Here is a 13746-nt window from a genome sequence, read left to right as displayed (position 1 = left end):
TCGGTACTCACTGACCATCGCACGATGGCTCACCACGTCGCCGGAGCAACGCGCTCACCGCGGGAAACTACACCACCCCACGGGACGTAACCATCAGCACCATGCCGAAGGCCGATGCGAGTCCGACGTCGCTCTGGGTGAACCCGATCCGGAAGATGGAGATACCCGGCACCAGGGTGGCGCGGCCCGGGCCACCCTGGGTGGAGGTGTAGATGATGTCGAAGCTGCTCAGCGCCGCGATGATGGTCAGGGTCGCGAGGACGGCGATTTCCTGCCGCAGCCCGGGCAGGGTCACGGTGAAGAATTCGCGCCACCAGCCAGCGCCGTCGAGCCGTACCGCTTCGTAGAGCGACGAGTCGATCTTGCCGATGCCAGTCAGCAGCAGCACGGTGCAGAGTCCGGTGAGGACCCAGGAGCCGATGAGCCCGACGGCGGGAAGTGCCGTGTTGTAGTCAGCCAACCACGAGCGCGTGATGCCACCCAGGCCAACGGCGTTGAGGAACTGGTTGACCGTGCCGGTCTGGGCGTACATCCACGACCAGGCGATACCGGCCGCGGCCAGCGGCACAATCTGCGGGAGGAACAGGATGGTCTGTGCCGCCGAGGAGGCCGGCCCCTGCCGCATCGACCGGATCAGGCTGGCCAGCATCAGACCGGTCCCGATCGGGATCAGGGTGAAGAAGATGATCAGGGTGATGGCGTTCAGGATGGAGCCGAGGAGGACGGGGTTCGTCAGCACCTCAATGTAGTTCTCCAGACCGATGAAAGTGGAGACGCCGACGCCGTTCCAGTCGTAGAACGAGTACTGCAGGCCCATCAGCATCGGGAAGATCACGAACCCGATGTACACGGCGAGGGCGGGGAGCAGCATGAGCCAGGCCGAGTAGCCTGCCCGTCCTACTGACCTGCGTTTACGCTGCTTGGGGATGGCCACTACCGGCCCTGTCGGTGCCGAACCGGTGGCTGCTGGTTCGCCTTGCCCGGTGTTGCGGACAGGGCCGGTGGTGGCCTCCTGCATTACTCGCCTACTTCACTCTCATAGAACTCCTGCACGCGAGTGACAAACTCTTCGCCAGTGATCATGCTGGTGACGAGCAGCTGCGACTCGGGGATGATCGCTCCAGCGTAGATGCCGGCCGTGGTGTTGGACATGAAGTCCACCTGGCCGTTCTCTTCACCGATCTGAGCTGCCATTTCGAGTGCGTTGGCAATGAGCGATCCCTCTTCAACGGTGGGCTGTTCCAGCGCGGGGTCGCCACCGGGGGAAGCGCCGGTCACATCGGTGATGATCTGGCGGGCCGCTGGGTCGGTGTGGATCCAGTCGAGGAAGTACGCGGTGGTGTCCAGGTCGTCCGAGCCGGCGGCTACGGAGAACGAGTTCGCTGCACCCATGGCGACGTGGTCGCCACCTTCTTCAACGGGCGGGACCAGGAAGAATTCGACGTCGTCGCCCAGTGCCTCCTGGTAGTTGGCTGCTTCCCAGTTGCCGTTGAAGGCGAACAGGCCTTCACCTTCGGAGAAACGGGTCACGAAGGTGAAGTAGTCAACGGCGTTGATGTCCTCGGGGAAGTAGCCCTCGTCAGCCCAGGTGCGGATGAGCTCGGCACCCTCGATGTTGCCCTCGGTGTTGTAGCTGCTGCCGGGTTCGTTGAACATCCAGGACAGGAACTCGTCCTTGTCGGCGTACTGGTTCATGGCCGCCTGGACCACAAAGTTCACGACGCCGTCCTGGTCGCCAGCCATGATGGGTACCTCGCCGGCTTCCTTCGCCATCGCGAGGTCTTCCTCCAGTTCGGCCATCGTTGCCGGTGGTCCGTCGATGCCCAGCTCCTCGGCAATGGCGGTGTTCATGTAGATACCGGTGACGCTGTAGCCGAGTCCCACCTGGTAGAGCGGGCCGGAGCCGCGGGTACCTTCGTCGTTCATCCGCAGCGGAGCAAGCTGTGTTTCGGGCCAGGCGTCCCAGCCGTAGGCCTCGGCATAGGGATCGAGGTTGGCGAGCAGTCCATCATTGGCGGCTTCGCCAATGGTCGGCAGGCGGATCAGGTCCGGCGGGTTGTCGCCGGCCAGCAGCCGGGGTGCGTTGGCGGTGAGGTTCTGGAACGTGTCGCGCGTGATTTCGAACGTGACATTGGGGTGCTGCTTGGTGAACTCTTCAGCCAGCACGTCGGTCACCGGGAAGCCGGTTTCGTCAGCGATGGTCAGCGTGACCTCTTCGCTGGTGAGCTCGGTGCTGACCTCGACGGCGGCTGCTTCAGACGCGTCCTCATCCGACGGTGCGCTGCCGCCGGGGGCGCAACCGGCCAGGGCGAAGCCAGCGGCGGCCATGAAGGCTACTACGGCAACGGGTCGACGGCGGCCAGGGCGCCGTAGTGGTGAATTCATGGGTGACTCCTTCGTCGATGACTCTCTGCACGAGATCCACTGTGGTAAATGCTAAATCGATTCAGCACCCAGCTTGCGGCCTAAATCCGGATTGCGCAAGTAGTTTGCCAAGTCGTTATCAACAGTTAGCATCGAGCAGGAGGATTTGATGACCACCAAGCGTGTGACCCTTGCCGACGTCGCACGTCGGGCAGGTTTGTCGTCCTCTGCTGCCTCGATGATTCTCAACGGCCGCCCGGACACCCGGCTGTCCCAGGACGCCCACGACCGGGTCACCCGCGCCGCTGCGGAATTGGGCTATCGGCCCAATGTCGCGGCCCGCAGCCTCCGGGTCGACAAGACCCAGACCATCGGCTTCATCTCGGACACCGTCGCCACCACCCGCTTTGCCAGCGGCCTGATCAAGGGCGCCCTCGCCGCCGCCGAACAGGCGGAACACGTCATCCTGCTGGCCGAGACCGGAGGCGATCCAGTCCGGGAGGCCGAAGCCATTGCTGCTCTGCTGGACCGGCAGGTGGACGGCATTGTTTTCGCCACCATGCGGTCTCGCGAGGTGGAGGTTCCCACCCTTCCCGGAAACACCCGCGTGGTGTTGCTCAATGCGATCAGCGATCCGCACACCACCTCGGTATTGCCGGACGAGGAACAGGGAGGCCGCGCCGCCGTCGCACTCCTCGCGGATGCCGGTCACCGAGAAGGCATCGTCCTCCTGGGGCACAACGCAGTGGAGGAACGGGATCTTTTCCGGTCCACCACCGTCGCACGCCGGCTCGCGGGCATCCGCGCGGAAATGCAGGACCGCGGCTTGAGTTTCATGAGCGAGGAATCTGTCTGGGACTGGGTCCCCCACAACGGGTACGCCCTCGTGGAGGCCCTCCTGGCTGACGGGGCCCAGCCGCGAGCGCTGCTGTGCCTGAATGACCCTCTCGCTTTCGGCGCCTACCAGGCACTCACGGAACACGGGCTGCGCGTGCCCGACGACGTCTCAATCGTCTCGTTCGACAACGACGAAATTGCCTCGTACCTGCGCCCCGGCCTGACGACGATTGCCCTTCCCCATGAGGAAATGGGCGCCCGCGCCGTCGAGTTGCTGCTCGACGGCACGGCGGCGCAGGGCGAGCACCTGGTTCAGATGCCCGTCGTCGTGCGCGACTCCATCCGGCAGCTCTAGCAACCGCTACCCGAAGTCGGCTTTCCTGATCAGCCCGTGGACGCCGACCGTGCGGTCGACCACCTGGGACACCGCGAAGTCCGCGGCCGCGGAGAGGTAGGCGTAGGCAACAGCCCGGTCCATCCCCCGATCATTCTGCAGGAAATCGAGGGCGTTGACGATGGCCCGACGCATCGCGACGTTCAGATCCCCGCTGACCCCACCGCCATCCAGTCCATCAGGATCGGACAGTCCAATGGGGATCCAGGCATCGCTGGTTTCGCCGAACGGGTACGTGTAGGCAACGGAGGGGGCGTCCCCGGATCCGGGCTTGCACACGGTCAGCCGGAAGGTGCCGCGCAGTGACCCTTCCATAGCGGTCAGGGCCACCTCGCCGTCGCCCATTCCCATGTGCGGATCGCCCACGTAGAACAGTGCCCCGTCGGCCTTGACCGGCAGGTAGAAGGTCGATCCGGCACCCAGGTGCCGGATATCGATATTGCCGCCTCCGAGCGTGGGCGGCACCGAATTCGCCTCGGGTGAGGTCAGCCCGTCAGTCTCGGCGAAGGCCACACCCATCATGCCCATGAAGGGGCGCAGCGGGAACCGGACTGACATGTCACCGCTTCTCATGACCCCCTTGCCGTCTTCGATGGCCGTGAAGACTGACACGTTCCCATAGTCCGAGGGGACCCCGGAGGACCTGTTGTCGGTGTCGACGGGAGGCATGACTTCCTCAAGGCTGATGCCGTCCGGCGGCTGGACCTCCGGCTGCACCGCAAGCCCACCCTTGCCGTGCCTGCTGGAGACCACCCCGTACGGAACCCGCGGCACGGCTTCAAGCGTTTCGATCTTCAGCACGTCACCCGGCCGCGCCCCCTCGACAGCTATCGGGCCGGTCACGATGTGTGGCCCGTCGACGTCGAAGTCCCGGGGCGTGCGGTTGTACTCGGCGGCGATGCTCACTGCGTCCTGGAGGATGCTGCTTTCCGGCACCCCCAGTCCACCGAAGTACTCGAGCGGGTTCCGGCCCTGGTCCTCGAGGATCCCTTCGTGGGACATGGCGTCGATGGTGACGGTCTGGCCGGAGCTGATGGTCATCACCGGCGTGGCATGGACCGTGGGCACGTATCCCCACAGGACGTCCTCGGGGGTGGAGGCCAGGTAGGCGTCGCCCATGATCGTGCCGCTGTTGGGTTGAAGGATCTGCCCGAACCCGCTAACTGATCCGGTCTGTCCGCCGCCCCCGGAAGCCCCGGCCGAGCCTCCGCTCCCCGAGCCTCCCGCTGCTGCCGGCACCGCCGTCAACGTGGAACCGGCCGACCCAGCGCCCACTGCCTGCGATGAGCATGCTGTGACTGCAGTCAGCGTTCCGAACGCCGCAACGACTCCCATGAATTTTCGCCGGCCCAGCCCCTTGACCAGGGTTTCGGCTGCTTCCCGCTTGAAACTGTCACTCATGATCATTTCCCTCCGGAGGTCGTTTTTCTGACCGTACTGAGGGTTTGTTTCAGGCGAATTTCAACCAGAAGTCGTTGAGGGATGGGCGTCCACTCCGCCCTGCCTATCCCCGGGACACACGTCCGCGGAGCGCACCGAACGCGAGCGTGAAGCTAATGGCGCCCACGATCAGGATGGCGAGCAGCCCTGGCCAGAGGTCGACCCAGATCCACCCATCTGTCAGAAGGGATCTGAGGGCCGCCAGCAGATAGGTGATCGGGTTATAGTCGGCGATCGTCGCCAGCCAACCAGTGAGCGCTTCCTTCGGGAGGAACGACGTGGTGAGGAATGCAAAGGGGAAGAACAACAGAAACGATGAGTTAACTGCCGCCGGGCTGCCTGTGCGCAAGGCAATGGCGTAGGGGAATCCGGTGAAGGCCAGACCCCAGAGGCCGGCCAGGACAACGAATCCCACCACTCCCAGGAATCCGGTAGCGAAGTTCACGCCGACGATGGCCCCGAGGATCAGTACCGGAATGCAGAGCGCCATGACCAGTGCCAGATCGGCAACCATCAGCCCGAGGAGAAGGGCCGATCGGCGCATGGGAGTCAGGAGGAGTCGGTCGAAATAGCCGCTGCTGATGTCGGTCACCAGACCGCTGGCGCGTGATACGCCAGTGACAGCAAAGACGATGGCCACGGGTAGTTGGAACGCCCTGAAGTCTTCCACTCCCGTAGCCTGCGCTACGGGTTCCAACGCGCCGATGTTGACCACGAAGAAGAAGAGTGGAATGACCAGGGCGGGGATGACAGCGGCAGGTTCGCGCGGGATGGCCCGAAGGGCCCGTCCGGCCACGGAAATGAGGTCGCGGAGGAATCCTGCGCTCCTGGGTTCTATCCGGGACGCTCTGGTGGTTGCCATGGTCATGAGGACTCCTGCGAATGGGAGGAAACTGAGGTGCCGAGCGTCGAGCTCGAGTCGGTAATGTGCTCGCCGGTTACTGACAGAAAAACATCGTCCAATGAGGGGCGGCGCAGAGAGAGTTCGAGAACTTCGACGTCAGACACCTGCGCCAAGGTCACGGCGATGGGGCTGATCGCTGATGGGCCGTCGGAGACACTGAGGGTCAGGGTTTCCCCGCTGCCGTCGATCCTTTCGACCAGCTCCAGCTTTTCGAGGGTCTGCCGGGCCTTGAGTGCATCGCCGCCGAGGGTAACCGTGACAACATCCGTCCCGATGGCGCGTTTGAGCTCGATGGGTGTTCCCTCTGCCACCAGTTTTCCCTTGTTGATGATGCCGACGCGGTCAGCGAGTTCGTCCGCTTCCTCAAGGTATTGGGTGGTCAGGAAGACCGTCATCCCCAACTCAGCGTTGAGCCGTCGTACCTCCTGCCAGACCTTGGCCCGGCTGACCGGGTCAAGGCCGGTGGTGGGTTCGTCGAGGAACAGCACTTCCGGGTCGTGGACGAGGGCGAGCGCCAGGTCGAGTCGCCGTTTCATTCCCCCTGAGTAGGTGGAGATTCTGCGGTTGAGTGCGTCCCCGATATCGACGAGTTCTGTCAGTTCGCTCACGCGCGCCTTCGTCGCCTTCTTGGATAGCCCATAGAAGCGGCCTTGCAGTGCGAGCATTTCCACCCCCGTCTGCTGCTCGTCCAGCGCGGCTTCCTGGAGTGCGACGCCGGCGCGCAAGCGCACCTGCCCGGGCTCCGTATCGACATCGTAGCCTGCCACTGTCGCCCGACCCGCTGACGGTTTCAACAGCGTGCACAGGATCCGCGTGAGCGTGGATTTACCTGCTCCATTTGGCCCGAGGAACCCATAAATTTCCCCGCGCTGGACGGTGAGGCTGACGCCGTCGACGGCGTTCACCTCCCCAAAGCGGCGTACAACACCGTCTGCACTGATCGCTATTTCGCTGAGTGCCATCTCGGTCCTCTTTCCACCCGCAAGGAGTGTTCATCAATCATGTGCTTTCAGGACACTTCGGCGAGGCCAGAACGTGCTGGTGTTCTGCGTCGATGAGAGAAGGATAGCCCCCTAAACAGACAACCGGGCATAGACCGCTACCAGCCCGCAAGCATGTCAGTCCGGCACCTCAAACGGAGCGCTTCACCACTGTGCTTACCCAGCCGTCTTCCTATCGAAGGGGACTGCTGAAGGTTCGGTTGACACCTGATATGTGCGAACGACGACGTCACACCCCCGGGGAGTCGAGGTCCTCGGCGGCGAAGGTATCGCAGGCGTTGATGTCGCCACTCTCGTATCCGCGGAGGAACCAGGCCTGGCGCTGGTCGCTGGACCCGTGGGTCCACCCCTCGGGGTTCACCTGGCCGGTGGAGGCTTCCTGGATCCGATCATCGCCCACGGCTGAGGCTGCCGACAGGGCATCCTGAAGATCAGTCGAGGTGAACTCCCGCAGGAATGGTTCCCCAGATTCTGCGTCCGGCACGCTGATGGCGTGACCAGCCCACATGCCCGCATAGCAATCCGCCTGGAGTTCGACGCGGACCGCACCCGATTCCGGTCCTTGCGGATCTTCCTGTGCCGCATTGAGGGTGTTAGTGATTTTTTGGATGTGGTGTCCAAACTCGTGGGCTATAACGTATTCCTGGGCGAGCGGCCCACCGGAGGCGCCGAAGCGGGTGACCAGGTCGTCGAAGAACTCGGTGTCGTAATAGGTCTGTTCATCGAGTGGGCAGTAGAAGGGCCCGACGGCGCTGGTGGCGTTGCCGCACCCGGTGTCCGTCTGACCGGTGAACAGCACTACGCCCGGCTGGTTGTACTGGACTCCGAAGTCTTCCAGATAGGGAAGCCAGAAGGCGTCGAGGCTTTCTGCGGTGCCGAGGATTCTGCAGTCCAACCGTTCGTTGGCGTCAGCGCCGGTCTGGCAGGCGTTGATGGCATCAGCCTGCTGGGTCTCGCCCTCCAGACCTCCGCCCGAGCTTCCGTCGAGACCCATCTCGCTGACGACGCCCGGGCCGAACAGGATTGACAGCAACAGGATGATCCCGCCGCCCAGTCCACCGCCGATGGCCACGCCGCGACCTCGGCCCCGTCCCCTACGGTCACTGACGCGAGAGGGGTCAAGCTGTGCACTGTCATTGAAGCTCATGGCTCATACATTATCGGGCGCGCATGGCCTTTCCGACCGGGCGCGCAGCACCGGTGCCAGCAGCGTAGCCGCGCACTGGCACCGGCCGACTGTGGGGCCCTACGCGTTGTTGGACTTGGGTGCGCCCATCCCCGGATCGATCTGGTGTGGACCAGCGGATGAGGGCCGGACGTCGAAGTCGAAGATCGACGTCGGGATGTAGACCGTGGAGCACGAGTTGGGAATGTCGACCACTCCGGACAGCCTGCCCTCAATCGGCGCCGACCCGAGTAGCAGGTAGGCCTGCTCCGGGCTGTAACCAAACTTGGTCAGGTAGTCGATGGCGTGCAGACATGCCCGCTGGTAGGACAGGTGCGAATCGAGGTAGTGCTGCTTCCCGTCCAAAGTCACCGAGGTGCCGGAAAACGCGATCCATTCGCTGTAACGGGGGTCCACGATACCCGGCATGAAAATGGCGTTCTCGCTCACCCCGTAGGTTTCCATCCCGCCCTTGATGACGTCGACCCGCAGATCGATGAACCCGCCCATCTCGATGGCGCCGCAGAAGGTGATTTCGCCGTCGCCCTGGGAGAAGTGCAGATCCCCAAGTGACAGGTTGGCGCCGTCCACGAACACCGGGTAGAAGATGCGGGACCCCTTGGAAAGGTTCTTGATGTCCTGGTTGCCACCATTTTCCCGTGGGGGCGCCGTGCGGGCGGCCTCACCGGCGACCCGGTCAAACTCCGACGCCGGCAGGCCTCCCAACACTGCGAACTGCGGCTCCGGCGGGAGGGCCAGCGGCGGAACCCGGCTGGGGTCAGTGGCGATCAGGTCACCCTCGCGCTTGTTCCACTTGGCCAGCAGCGCAGCGGAGGGAGCGGTCCCCATCAGGCCCGGGTGGATCAGACCCACATAGGAGACGTTGGGTACGTGCCGCGAGGTGGCCACCTGGCCTGTGAAGTCCCAGATCGCCTTGTAAGCATCGGGGAATTGCTCGGTCAGGAAGCCGCCTCCATTGTTCCGCGAGAAGATCCCGGTGTAGCCCCAGCCCTGTCCAGCGAGAGGGCCGGAGTCCTCTTGCGGGATCGGCCCGACGTCAAGAATGTCGACGACCAGCAGATCGCCGGGCTTCACGCCCTCGACGGCGAACGGCCCGCTGAGCTTATGAACGGTGAGCAGCGGTGCGTTGAGGATGTCGTCCGCTGAATCATCGTTGACGATCGCGCCGTCGAACCACTCACGGCAGTGCACTCGGAAGGAGTCACCCGGCTTGACGGTCGCCACCGGGGGGATTTCGGGGTGCCACCGGTTGTGTCCAATCTTTTCCTGATCCTCAAACTACTTTGTTGAGTCGAGTGGAAATATGACGTCGGGCATTTCGTCTCCTCTGGGTTGGCCGCATCCTCACTCAGGGTCGCGGCAGCTTACGGTGAAGCGGGTTGGACGTATACGGCTGGCTCTTGCGTCTGGACGTAGAGGGCAACGCTCCGGCCACCACCTGCGGTTCTGATGCGCTGCGTTCTGCTGAATCAACGAGCCGGAAGGCCGACGACCCGGCCTTCGACAGGTTGGGCACGCTGATCTTCCGCCGGGCGGGTTGCCCGCAGGTGGGGCACGACTGCAGATCGGACGCTGCAGCCATGGGGCTGATGACCTCGAAGGTGCTGCATGCGGTGCACCGGTACTCGTAGATCGGCATCGACCAAACTGTCCTTCCTCTGGGTTGCTTCTCCTCAAAACGCGAACGGGAAGTAGGAGACAGGAAAGCTACTTCTATGCGCTGCGGGAGATGACAGAAGTAGCAAGAGCGATCAAAACTATGGACCTGTGACGGCGACGCTAGTAGCGCCGAAATTTACTGTCAATGGGCCGGTTCGTGATGACGCCGCGTCGCGGTCCATGGCTTATCGATTGACCTACCATACGTATGGTAGGTACGGTTGGCGCATGTCTTCACCACTCGAGATTCTTGATCATGCGACTACGGTCCTGCGCCGCGGTGAAGCTTTGACACTTGACGCCGTCGCCCGTGAGGCCGGACTCACGAAGCCGGGGGTTGTGCACCACTTCTCGACCAAGGAAACGCTTGTCACCTCAGTTGTCGCCCACATAGTTGACCGGTGGGAAGCTGAGCTCACCTCGCAGGCGCCAGACGCAACAACACCAGTCGAGAAACTACGCGCCTACGTCGACTACGCCGTCACCGGGGAATTCGACTATAGCGACCTGGCCCTGATGATTGACCCCCGCATTCGCGATCGATTAGCCGAACTATGGGTTGCACGACTTGATCCGTGGTTCGGGGACCGCATCGATGGCACTCCTGCGCAGCGGGCGTCGCTACGCGCGGCCCGCCTGCTCGCAGACGGCGCCTGGTTCAACTCCGCCCTCAATATTTCCACCGTCCGCGCAGACGAAACAGCGATCGTTTGCCGGATCGCCCAAGGGTTAATCGATCAGGGAAGTGAGCAATGAACAAGACCGTCAAAGGGTGGCTGCTGCTGGCCTCAGCCATCCTCGCAGAGGTGACCGGATCGCTGTCACTCAAAGGGGCGCTGGACCACCCCGCCCTTTACATAGTGGTCGCTGCTGGCTATCTCGGCGCGTTCACGCTGCTGGCAATCGTACTCCGCACCGGCATGGCATTGGGCGTCGCCTACGGGATTTGGGCAGCGGCAGGCGTCGCGTTGACCGCCATCGGATCGCTGATCGTGTTCGGGGAGCCGATCACTCTTGTCATGGGCATCGGAATCGTCGTCATCATCGCTGGAGTGCTCTGTGTCGAACTCGGATCCCAGGCGGCGCATCAGAAAGCAGGGTCGGCGTAGTGGCCTATCTATTCCTCCTCGGCGCGATCATCTTTGAAGTTGCGGGCACCGTGTCACTTCGTCTCGCCGTCGACAACAAGCGCTGGTACGGCGCCGTCGTCGTCGGCTACATCGTTGCCTTCGTCATGCTCACCCTCACCCTCTCCAAGGGTACCCCTCGGTGTTGCCTACGGCATCTGGGCGGCAGCCGGCGTCGCGCTGACCGCGATTATTGGCAAGGTCCTCTTCAAGGAACCGTTCACTTGGCTCATGGGACTGGGTATTATTCTGATCATTGGCGGCGTGATGCTGATCGAGCTTGGCGCAGCCCACTAGGACAAACCCGCAGAGGTCCGTGCCAACTGGAGACCACGCCATAGGGTCCCCGCGGCACCGCTTCGAGCGTCTCGATCTTCAACACGTCGCACGGGGCAGCCCCTTCAACGGCCACCAAGCACGGGACAGGGCATCGATGGTGACCGTCTTCTACCAGAAGTCTCCATAAGGAAGTGATGTGAGCACCGCTCACAAGGCGCTGCGAACCAGACCCGGCGATGCTGGCGGAGTGTCTGCTCGGTCATGGCAGCGGACAAGGTGGCGCGGATGTAGCCCACCCCCCAAATGGGTCTTTGGGCCACATCCGCGCCACCTATCCCGGTCCACGCTGACCGAATGGTGGGTGTCCAAGTGCACCCATCACCATGTCACCTGATTCGATGCTTCTCTGACAGGGCCGAAAGCCTCTGTTAAGGCAGCACAGTTGATCTGCCTACGCTTTTCCAGGCAGTGACTTTTGGCCCGCCTGACGGTGGAGGGCGAGTTTGCGTTCGGTCTCTCGCCGCCGTTCTCCTTGTCGTTCCAGCGGTGTCCGATCCACGAAAGTGGTGCCTGGATTGTCCTTCTTGCGGGAAGGCTGGATCCCTAGAGATGGGCTGTCTGATTGATTGTTTGGTGAGACATCGGACTGAATTGCTTCCATCGAGGATCCTCCGGGTTCCTAGCGCTAGAGGAGCTCCTCATCTCTCGCCATGAGGAGCTCCTATCCTCATAATTCAGCTCTGCACCACACCCGGGGTAGGGCCATCGGGCACTAGTCACCCTGATCCGTCAGCACTTAGTTGAATCAATTCCCCCCCTCCCCGGGATATCCGGCGTCGAATGCGCGAAAAGATGGGCGCCACCCCCATTTCCTCCTTTGGAGGCAGGGACTTTGGTCTCTGGTCGTCTCTGCGGCCAGACCACATGCTGTTGTTATCAGGTCACTGCACGTTTTGGCACGATCCGCTAGTTTCCCCGGTTTTGCAGTGTTCCTGAACGACAGGATTGGACGAGCACGGCTCATGAAACTCATGCCTACATTTTCGCGATTACCTTTCTGCGCCGATTGCGGCACTGCCAAGTTCCTGCAGTACGAGGAATTCGTTCCCTTTCAAATCCTGCCCTCTGGACGTCTCCGAATGGGCAGCGTCAACTACACCTGCATGAAATGCGGACAGTTCAGCGGGCACACCCCACCAGCAGAATGGGAGCCCCCCGGGTGGTTCTGGTACGCGTGACCCACCCGGCAGAGCGTCAAGACCACCGTCAAACAGCCGTCATATCGGGAAAGGAATCGAATGAGCTATTCAAACGAGCTCACGATCAGGGGACTTCAACTGATCGGCACAGACCGAATCCTAATCCGAAAACTGCAGATCATTGATCAGGAAATCGACTCTATTCTCCGGGCAGGCGGAACAAGCCATGAAGTCCGCGAACCGCAACAGCGATTCAACACCCTTCTCCCGGCTCCCTAGCAGGCAACTACTCCAACATGGATCCCCGCCCGGCCCGCTTCAAACACATATTCCGCGTGCTGATGGGGCGGCGCCGAAAAGGGTGACCCGCCAGACCACCAAGATAAGAAGACACGACGATGACGCACACCAGAAAGAATGAGCAGATGGCCCCTTCCGCAAAGTCTGCCGCAGCCCGGCGGACTGTCATCTCGCTGGAACATGACCGGAAGCGGTTAGCCCAGACCCTCCTTTACGTCCACCGGAATGTCATGGCGCAGTCCTACAGCCTCCACGACGGACAACGGATACTCACAGCCGCCATGCAAGACCTCGAACAACTTGACCAGAACCTCTTCGTTGCCCGGCTCGCTCAGACAACCAGTCCCTGACCGATTCAACCGTCCCGCATCGGGTTAGCGGTCTTGAAACATGACCGATGATAAGGCTGAGGTGAGTGCAGTGGTCAGCCGCAGGGCGTTTCTCGCCCGCTCGCCATCCGCCAGCGGCACATTGCTCGTTTCGCTAGTGCAAATTCTGAGCGCGGACGTGACGTCGGCGATCCGATCGGGGAACGGGCTAAACCGGTAGCTACCGTAGGCGGTATCTTCCCATTGCTTCACCGTCGTACTGATGAGCACGGCGGCTTGGGTTCTTCGCTCCATACCCAGTTTCATCAGCACGGAGGACACCATGTTTTTCACTGTCCTTTCGGAGAGCTTCATCTCGAGGCCGATCTGGCGGTTGCTCAACCCTTTACCCAAACCAAGAGCAGTGGATTTTTCCTGCTTCGAGAGGTTCGCCAGTTCTGCGCCCGGGTCATTCGTTCCCCGGTGGAAACCCAGGGCCAGAAGTGCCGGCTGGAATCGGGTGCTGAAGGCGGTGTGCCCGGCAAGAGCCCGACGGATGGAGGGTGTCAGATTGTTTGTGTAAGGGATGCGGTCGCTGATTGATTGGAGAATCATTGTGACGATGACTGAACACGAATCACAGAACGCGGAGGCGTTGGCGGCGAAGGTCGCGGCGGCCAGCGGTATGGAGGCGTTGAAAGCCTCTGGCGCGATGGATGAGCTGATGGAGCAGATTGATTCCGGGCAG

Annotated in this window: 12 protein-coding genes and 2 pseudogenes; 5 read left to right on the top strand and 9 right to left on the bottom strand. The window is 62.3% G+C overall.

Going from position 1 to position 13746, the window contains the following annotated elements; translation table 11 throughout:
• Window positions 1-67: 67 nt before the first annotated feature.
• Window positions 68-1018 carry a carbohydrate ABC transporter permease gene (locus IWX62_RS15695; protein ID WP_196842352.1) on the bottom strand — a complete coding sequence of 317 codons (951 nt, stop codon included), beginning with the start codon at window positions 1016-1018 and terminating at the stop codon, window positions 68-70.
• Complete coding sequence (locus tag IWX62_RS15690) at window positions 1018-2385, bottom strand: ABC transporter substrate-binding protein (protein WP_333483477.1); 1368 nt, start codon at window positions 2383-2385, stop codon at window positions 1018-1020. The genes IWX62_RS15695 and IWX62_RS15690 overlap by 1 nt, the downstream gene beginning before the upstream one ends.
• A gap of 148 nt (window positions 2386-2533) precedes the next feature.
• Here IWX62_RS15690 and IWX62_RS15685 point away from each other — a divergent pair, with 148 nt between their 5' ends.
• Window positions 2534-3556: a LacI family DNA-binding transcriptional regulator gene (locus IWX62_RS15685; protein WP_196842351.1), complete on the top strand. Its 1023-nt coding sequence runs from the start codon at window positions 2534-2536 to the stop codon at window positions 3554-3556.
• A 6-nt stretch (window positions 3557-3562) separates the two neighbouring features.
• Here IWX62_RS15685 and IWX62_RS15680 read toward each other — a convergent pair whose 3' ends face one another.
• From IWX62_RS15680 to IWX62_RS15655, 6 genes and pseudogenes are all read right to left on the bottom strand, one after another.
• Window positions 3563-4996 carry an acetamidase/formamidase family protein gene (locus IWX62_RS15680; protein ID WP_196842350.1) on the bottom strand — a complete coding sequence of 478 codons (1434 nt, stop codon included), beginning with the start codon at window positions 4994-4996 and terminating at the stop codon, window positions 3563-3565.
• Window positions 4997-5099: 103 nt separating this feature from the next.
• A complete protein-coding gene (locus IWX62_RS15675; RefSeq protein ID WP_333483476.1) occupies window positions 5100-5897 on the bottom strand; it encodes an ABC transporter permease in 798 nt (265 codons plus the stop codon).
• Window positions 5898-5899: 2 nt separating this feature from the next.
• The gene (locus IWX62_RS15670) at window positions 5900-6901 is read right to left on the bottom strand and encodes an ATP-binding cassette domain-containing protein (RefSeq protein ID WP_196842348.1); all 1002 of its coding nucleotides are present in this window, start codon (window positions 6899-6901) and stop codon (window positions 5900-5902) included.
• A 268-nt stretch (window positions 6902-7169) separates the two neighbouring features.
• Window positions 7170-8087, bottom strand: coding sequence for a KPN_02809 family neutral zinc metallopeptidase (gene ypfJ, locus IWX62_RS15665; protein WP_196842347.1), 918 nt, complete (start codon window positions 8085-8087; stop codon window positions 7170-7172).
• Between the two features lie 99 nt (window positions 8088-8186).
• A pseudogene (gene fmdA, locus IWX62_RS15660) lies at window positions 8187-9443 on the bottom strand (formamidase).
• A gap of 31 nt (window positions 9444-9474) precedes the next feature.
• Window positions 9475-9708 carry a zinc ribbon domain-containing protein gene (locus IWX62_RS15655; RefSeq protein WP_333483478.1) on the bottom strand — a complete coding sequence of 78 codons (234 nt, stop codon included), beginning with the start codon at window positions 9706-9708 and terminating at the stop codon, window positions 9475-9477.
• Between the two features lie 305 nt (window positions 9709-10013).
• On the opposite strand from IWX62_RS15655, the gene IWX62_RS15650 reads away from it, so the two are divergent.
• The 4 genes and pseudogenes from IWX62_RS15650 (at window position 10014) to IWX62_RS15635 (ending at window position 13040) form a co-directional block, all read left to right on the top strand.
• Entirely contained in the window at window positions 10014-10541 is a 528-nt protein-coding gene (locus IWX62_RS15650; protein WP_196842345.1) for a TetR/AcrR family transcriptional regulator, read from the top strand.
• Window positions 10538-10894 (top strand): DMT family transporter, encoded by a 357-nt coding sequence (locus tag IWX62_RS15645; RefSeq protein ID WP_196842344.1) that lies wholly within the window; start codon window positions 10538-10540, stop codon window positions 10892-10894. The genes IWX62_RS15650 and IWX62_RS15645 overlap by 4 nt, the downstream gene beginning before the upstream one ends.
• Window positions 10894-11209 (top strand): annotated as a pseudogene (locus IWX62_RS15640) (DMT family transporter). Before IWX62_RS15645 ends, IWX62_RS15640 begins: the two are co-directional and overlap by 1 nt.
• Before the next feature lie 1606 nt (window positions 11210-12815).
• Window positions 12816-13040, top strand: a complete 225-nt coding sequence (locus IWX62_RS15635) for a hypothetical protein (protein ID WP_196842343.1) — start codon at window positions 12816-12818, stop codon at window positions 13038-13040.
• A 24-nt stretch (window positions 13041-13064) separates the two neighbouring features.
• Here IWX62_RS15635 and IWX62_RS15630 read toward each other — a convergent pair whose 3' ends face one another.
• Window positions 13065-13613, bottom strand: a complete 549-nt coding sequence (locus tag IWX62_RS15630) for a helix-turn-helix domain-containing protein (protein ID WP_333483475.1) — start codon at window positions 13611-13613, stop codon at window positions 13065-13067.
• Window positions 13614-13746 lie beyond the last annotated feature (133 nt).

This window comes from Arthrobacter sp. CAN_A1 (genome assembly GCF_015751665.1).
Lineage (GTDB): Bacteria > Actinomycetota > Actinomycetes > Actinomycetales > Micrococcaceae > Arthrobacter_D.
The sequence above is the reverse complement of the archived record's forward strand: the minus strand, read 5'-3'. Positions and strand labels throughout refer to the sequence as shown.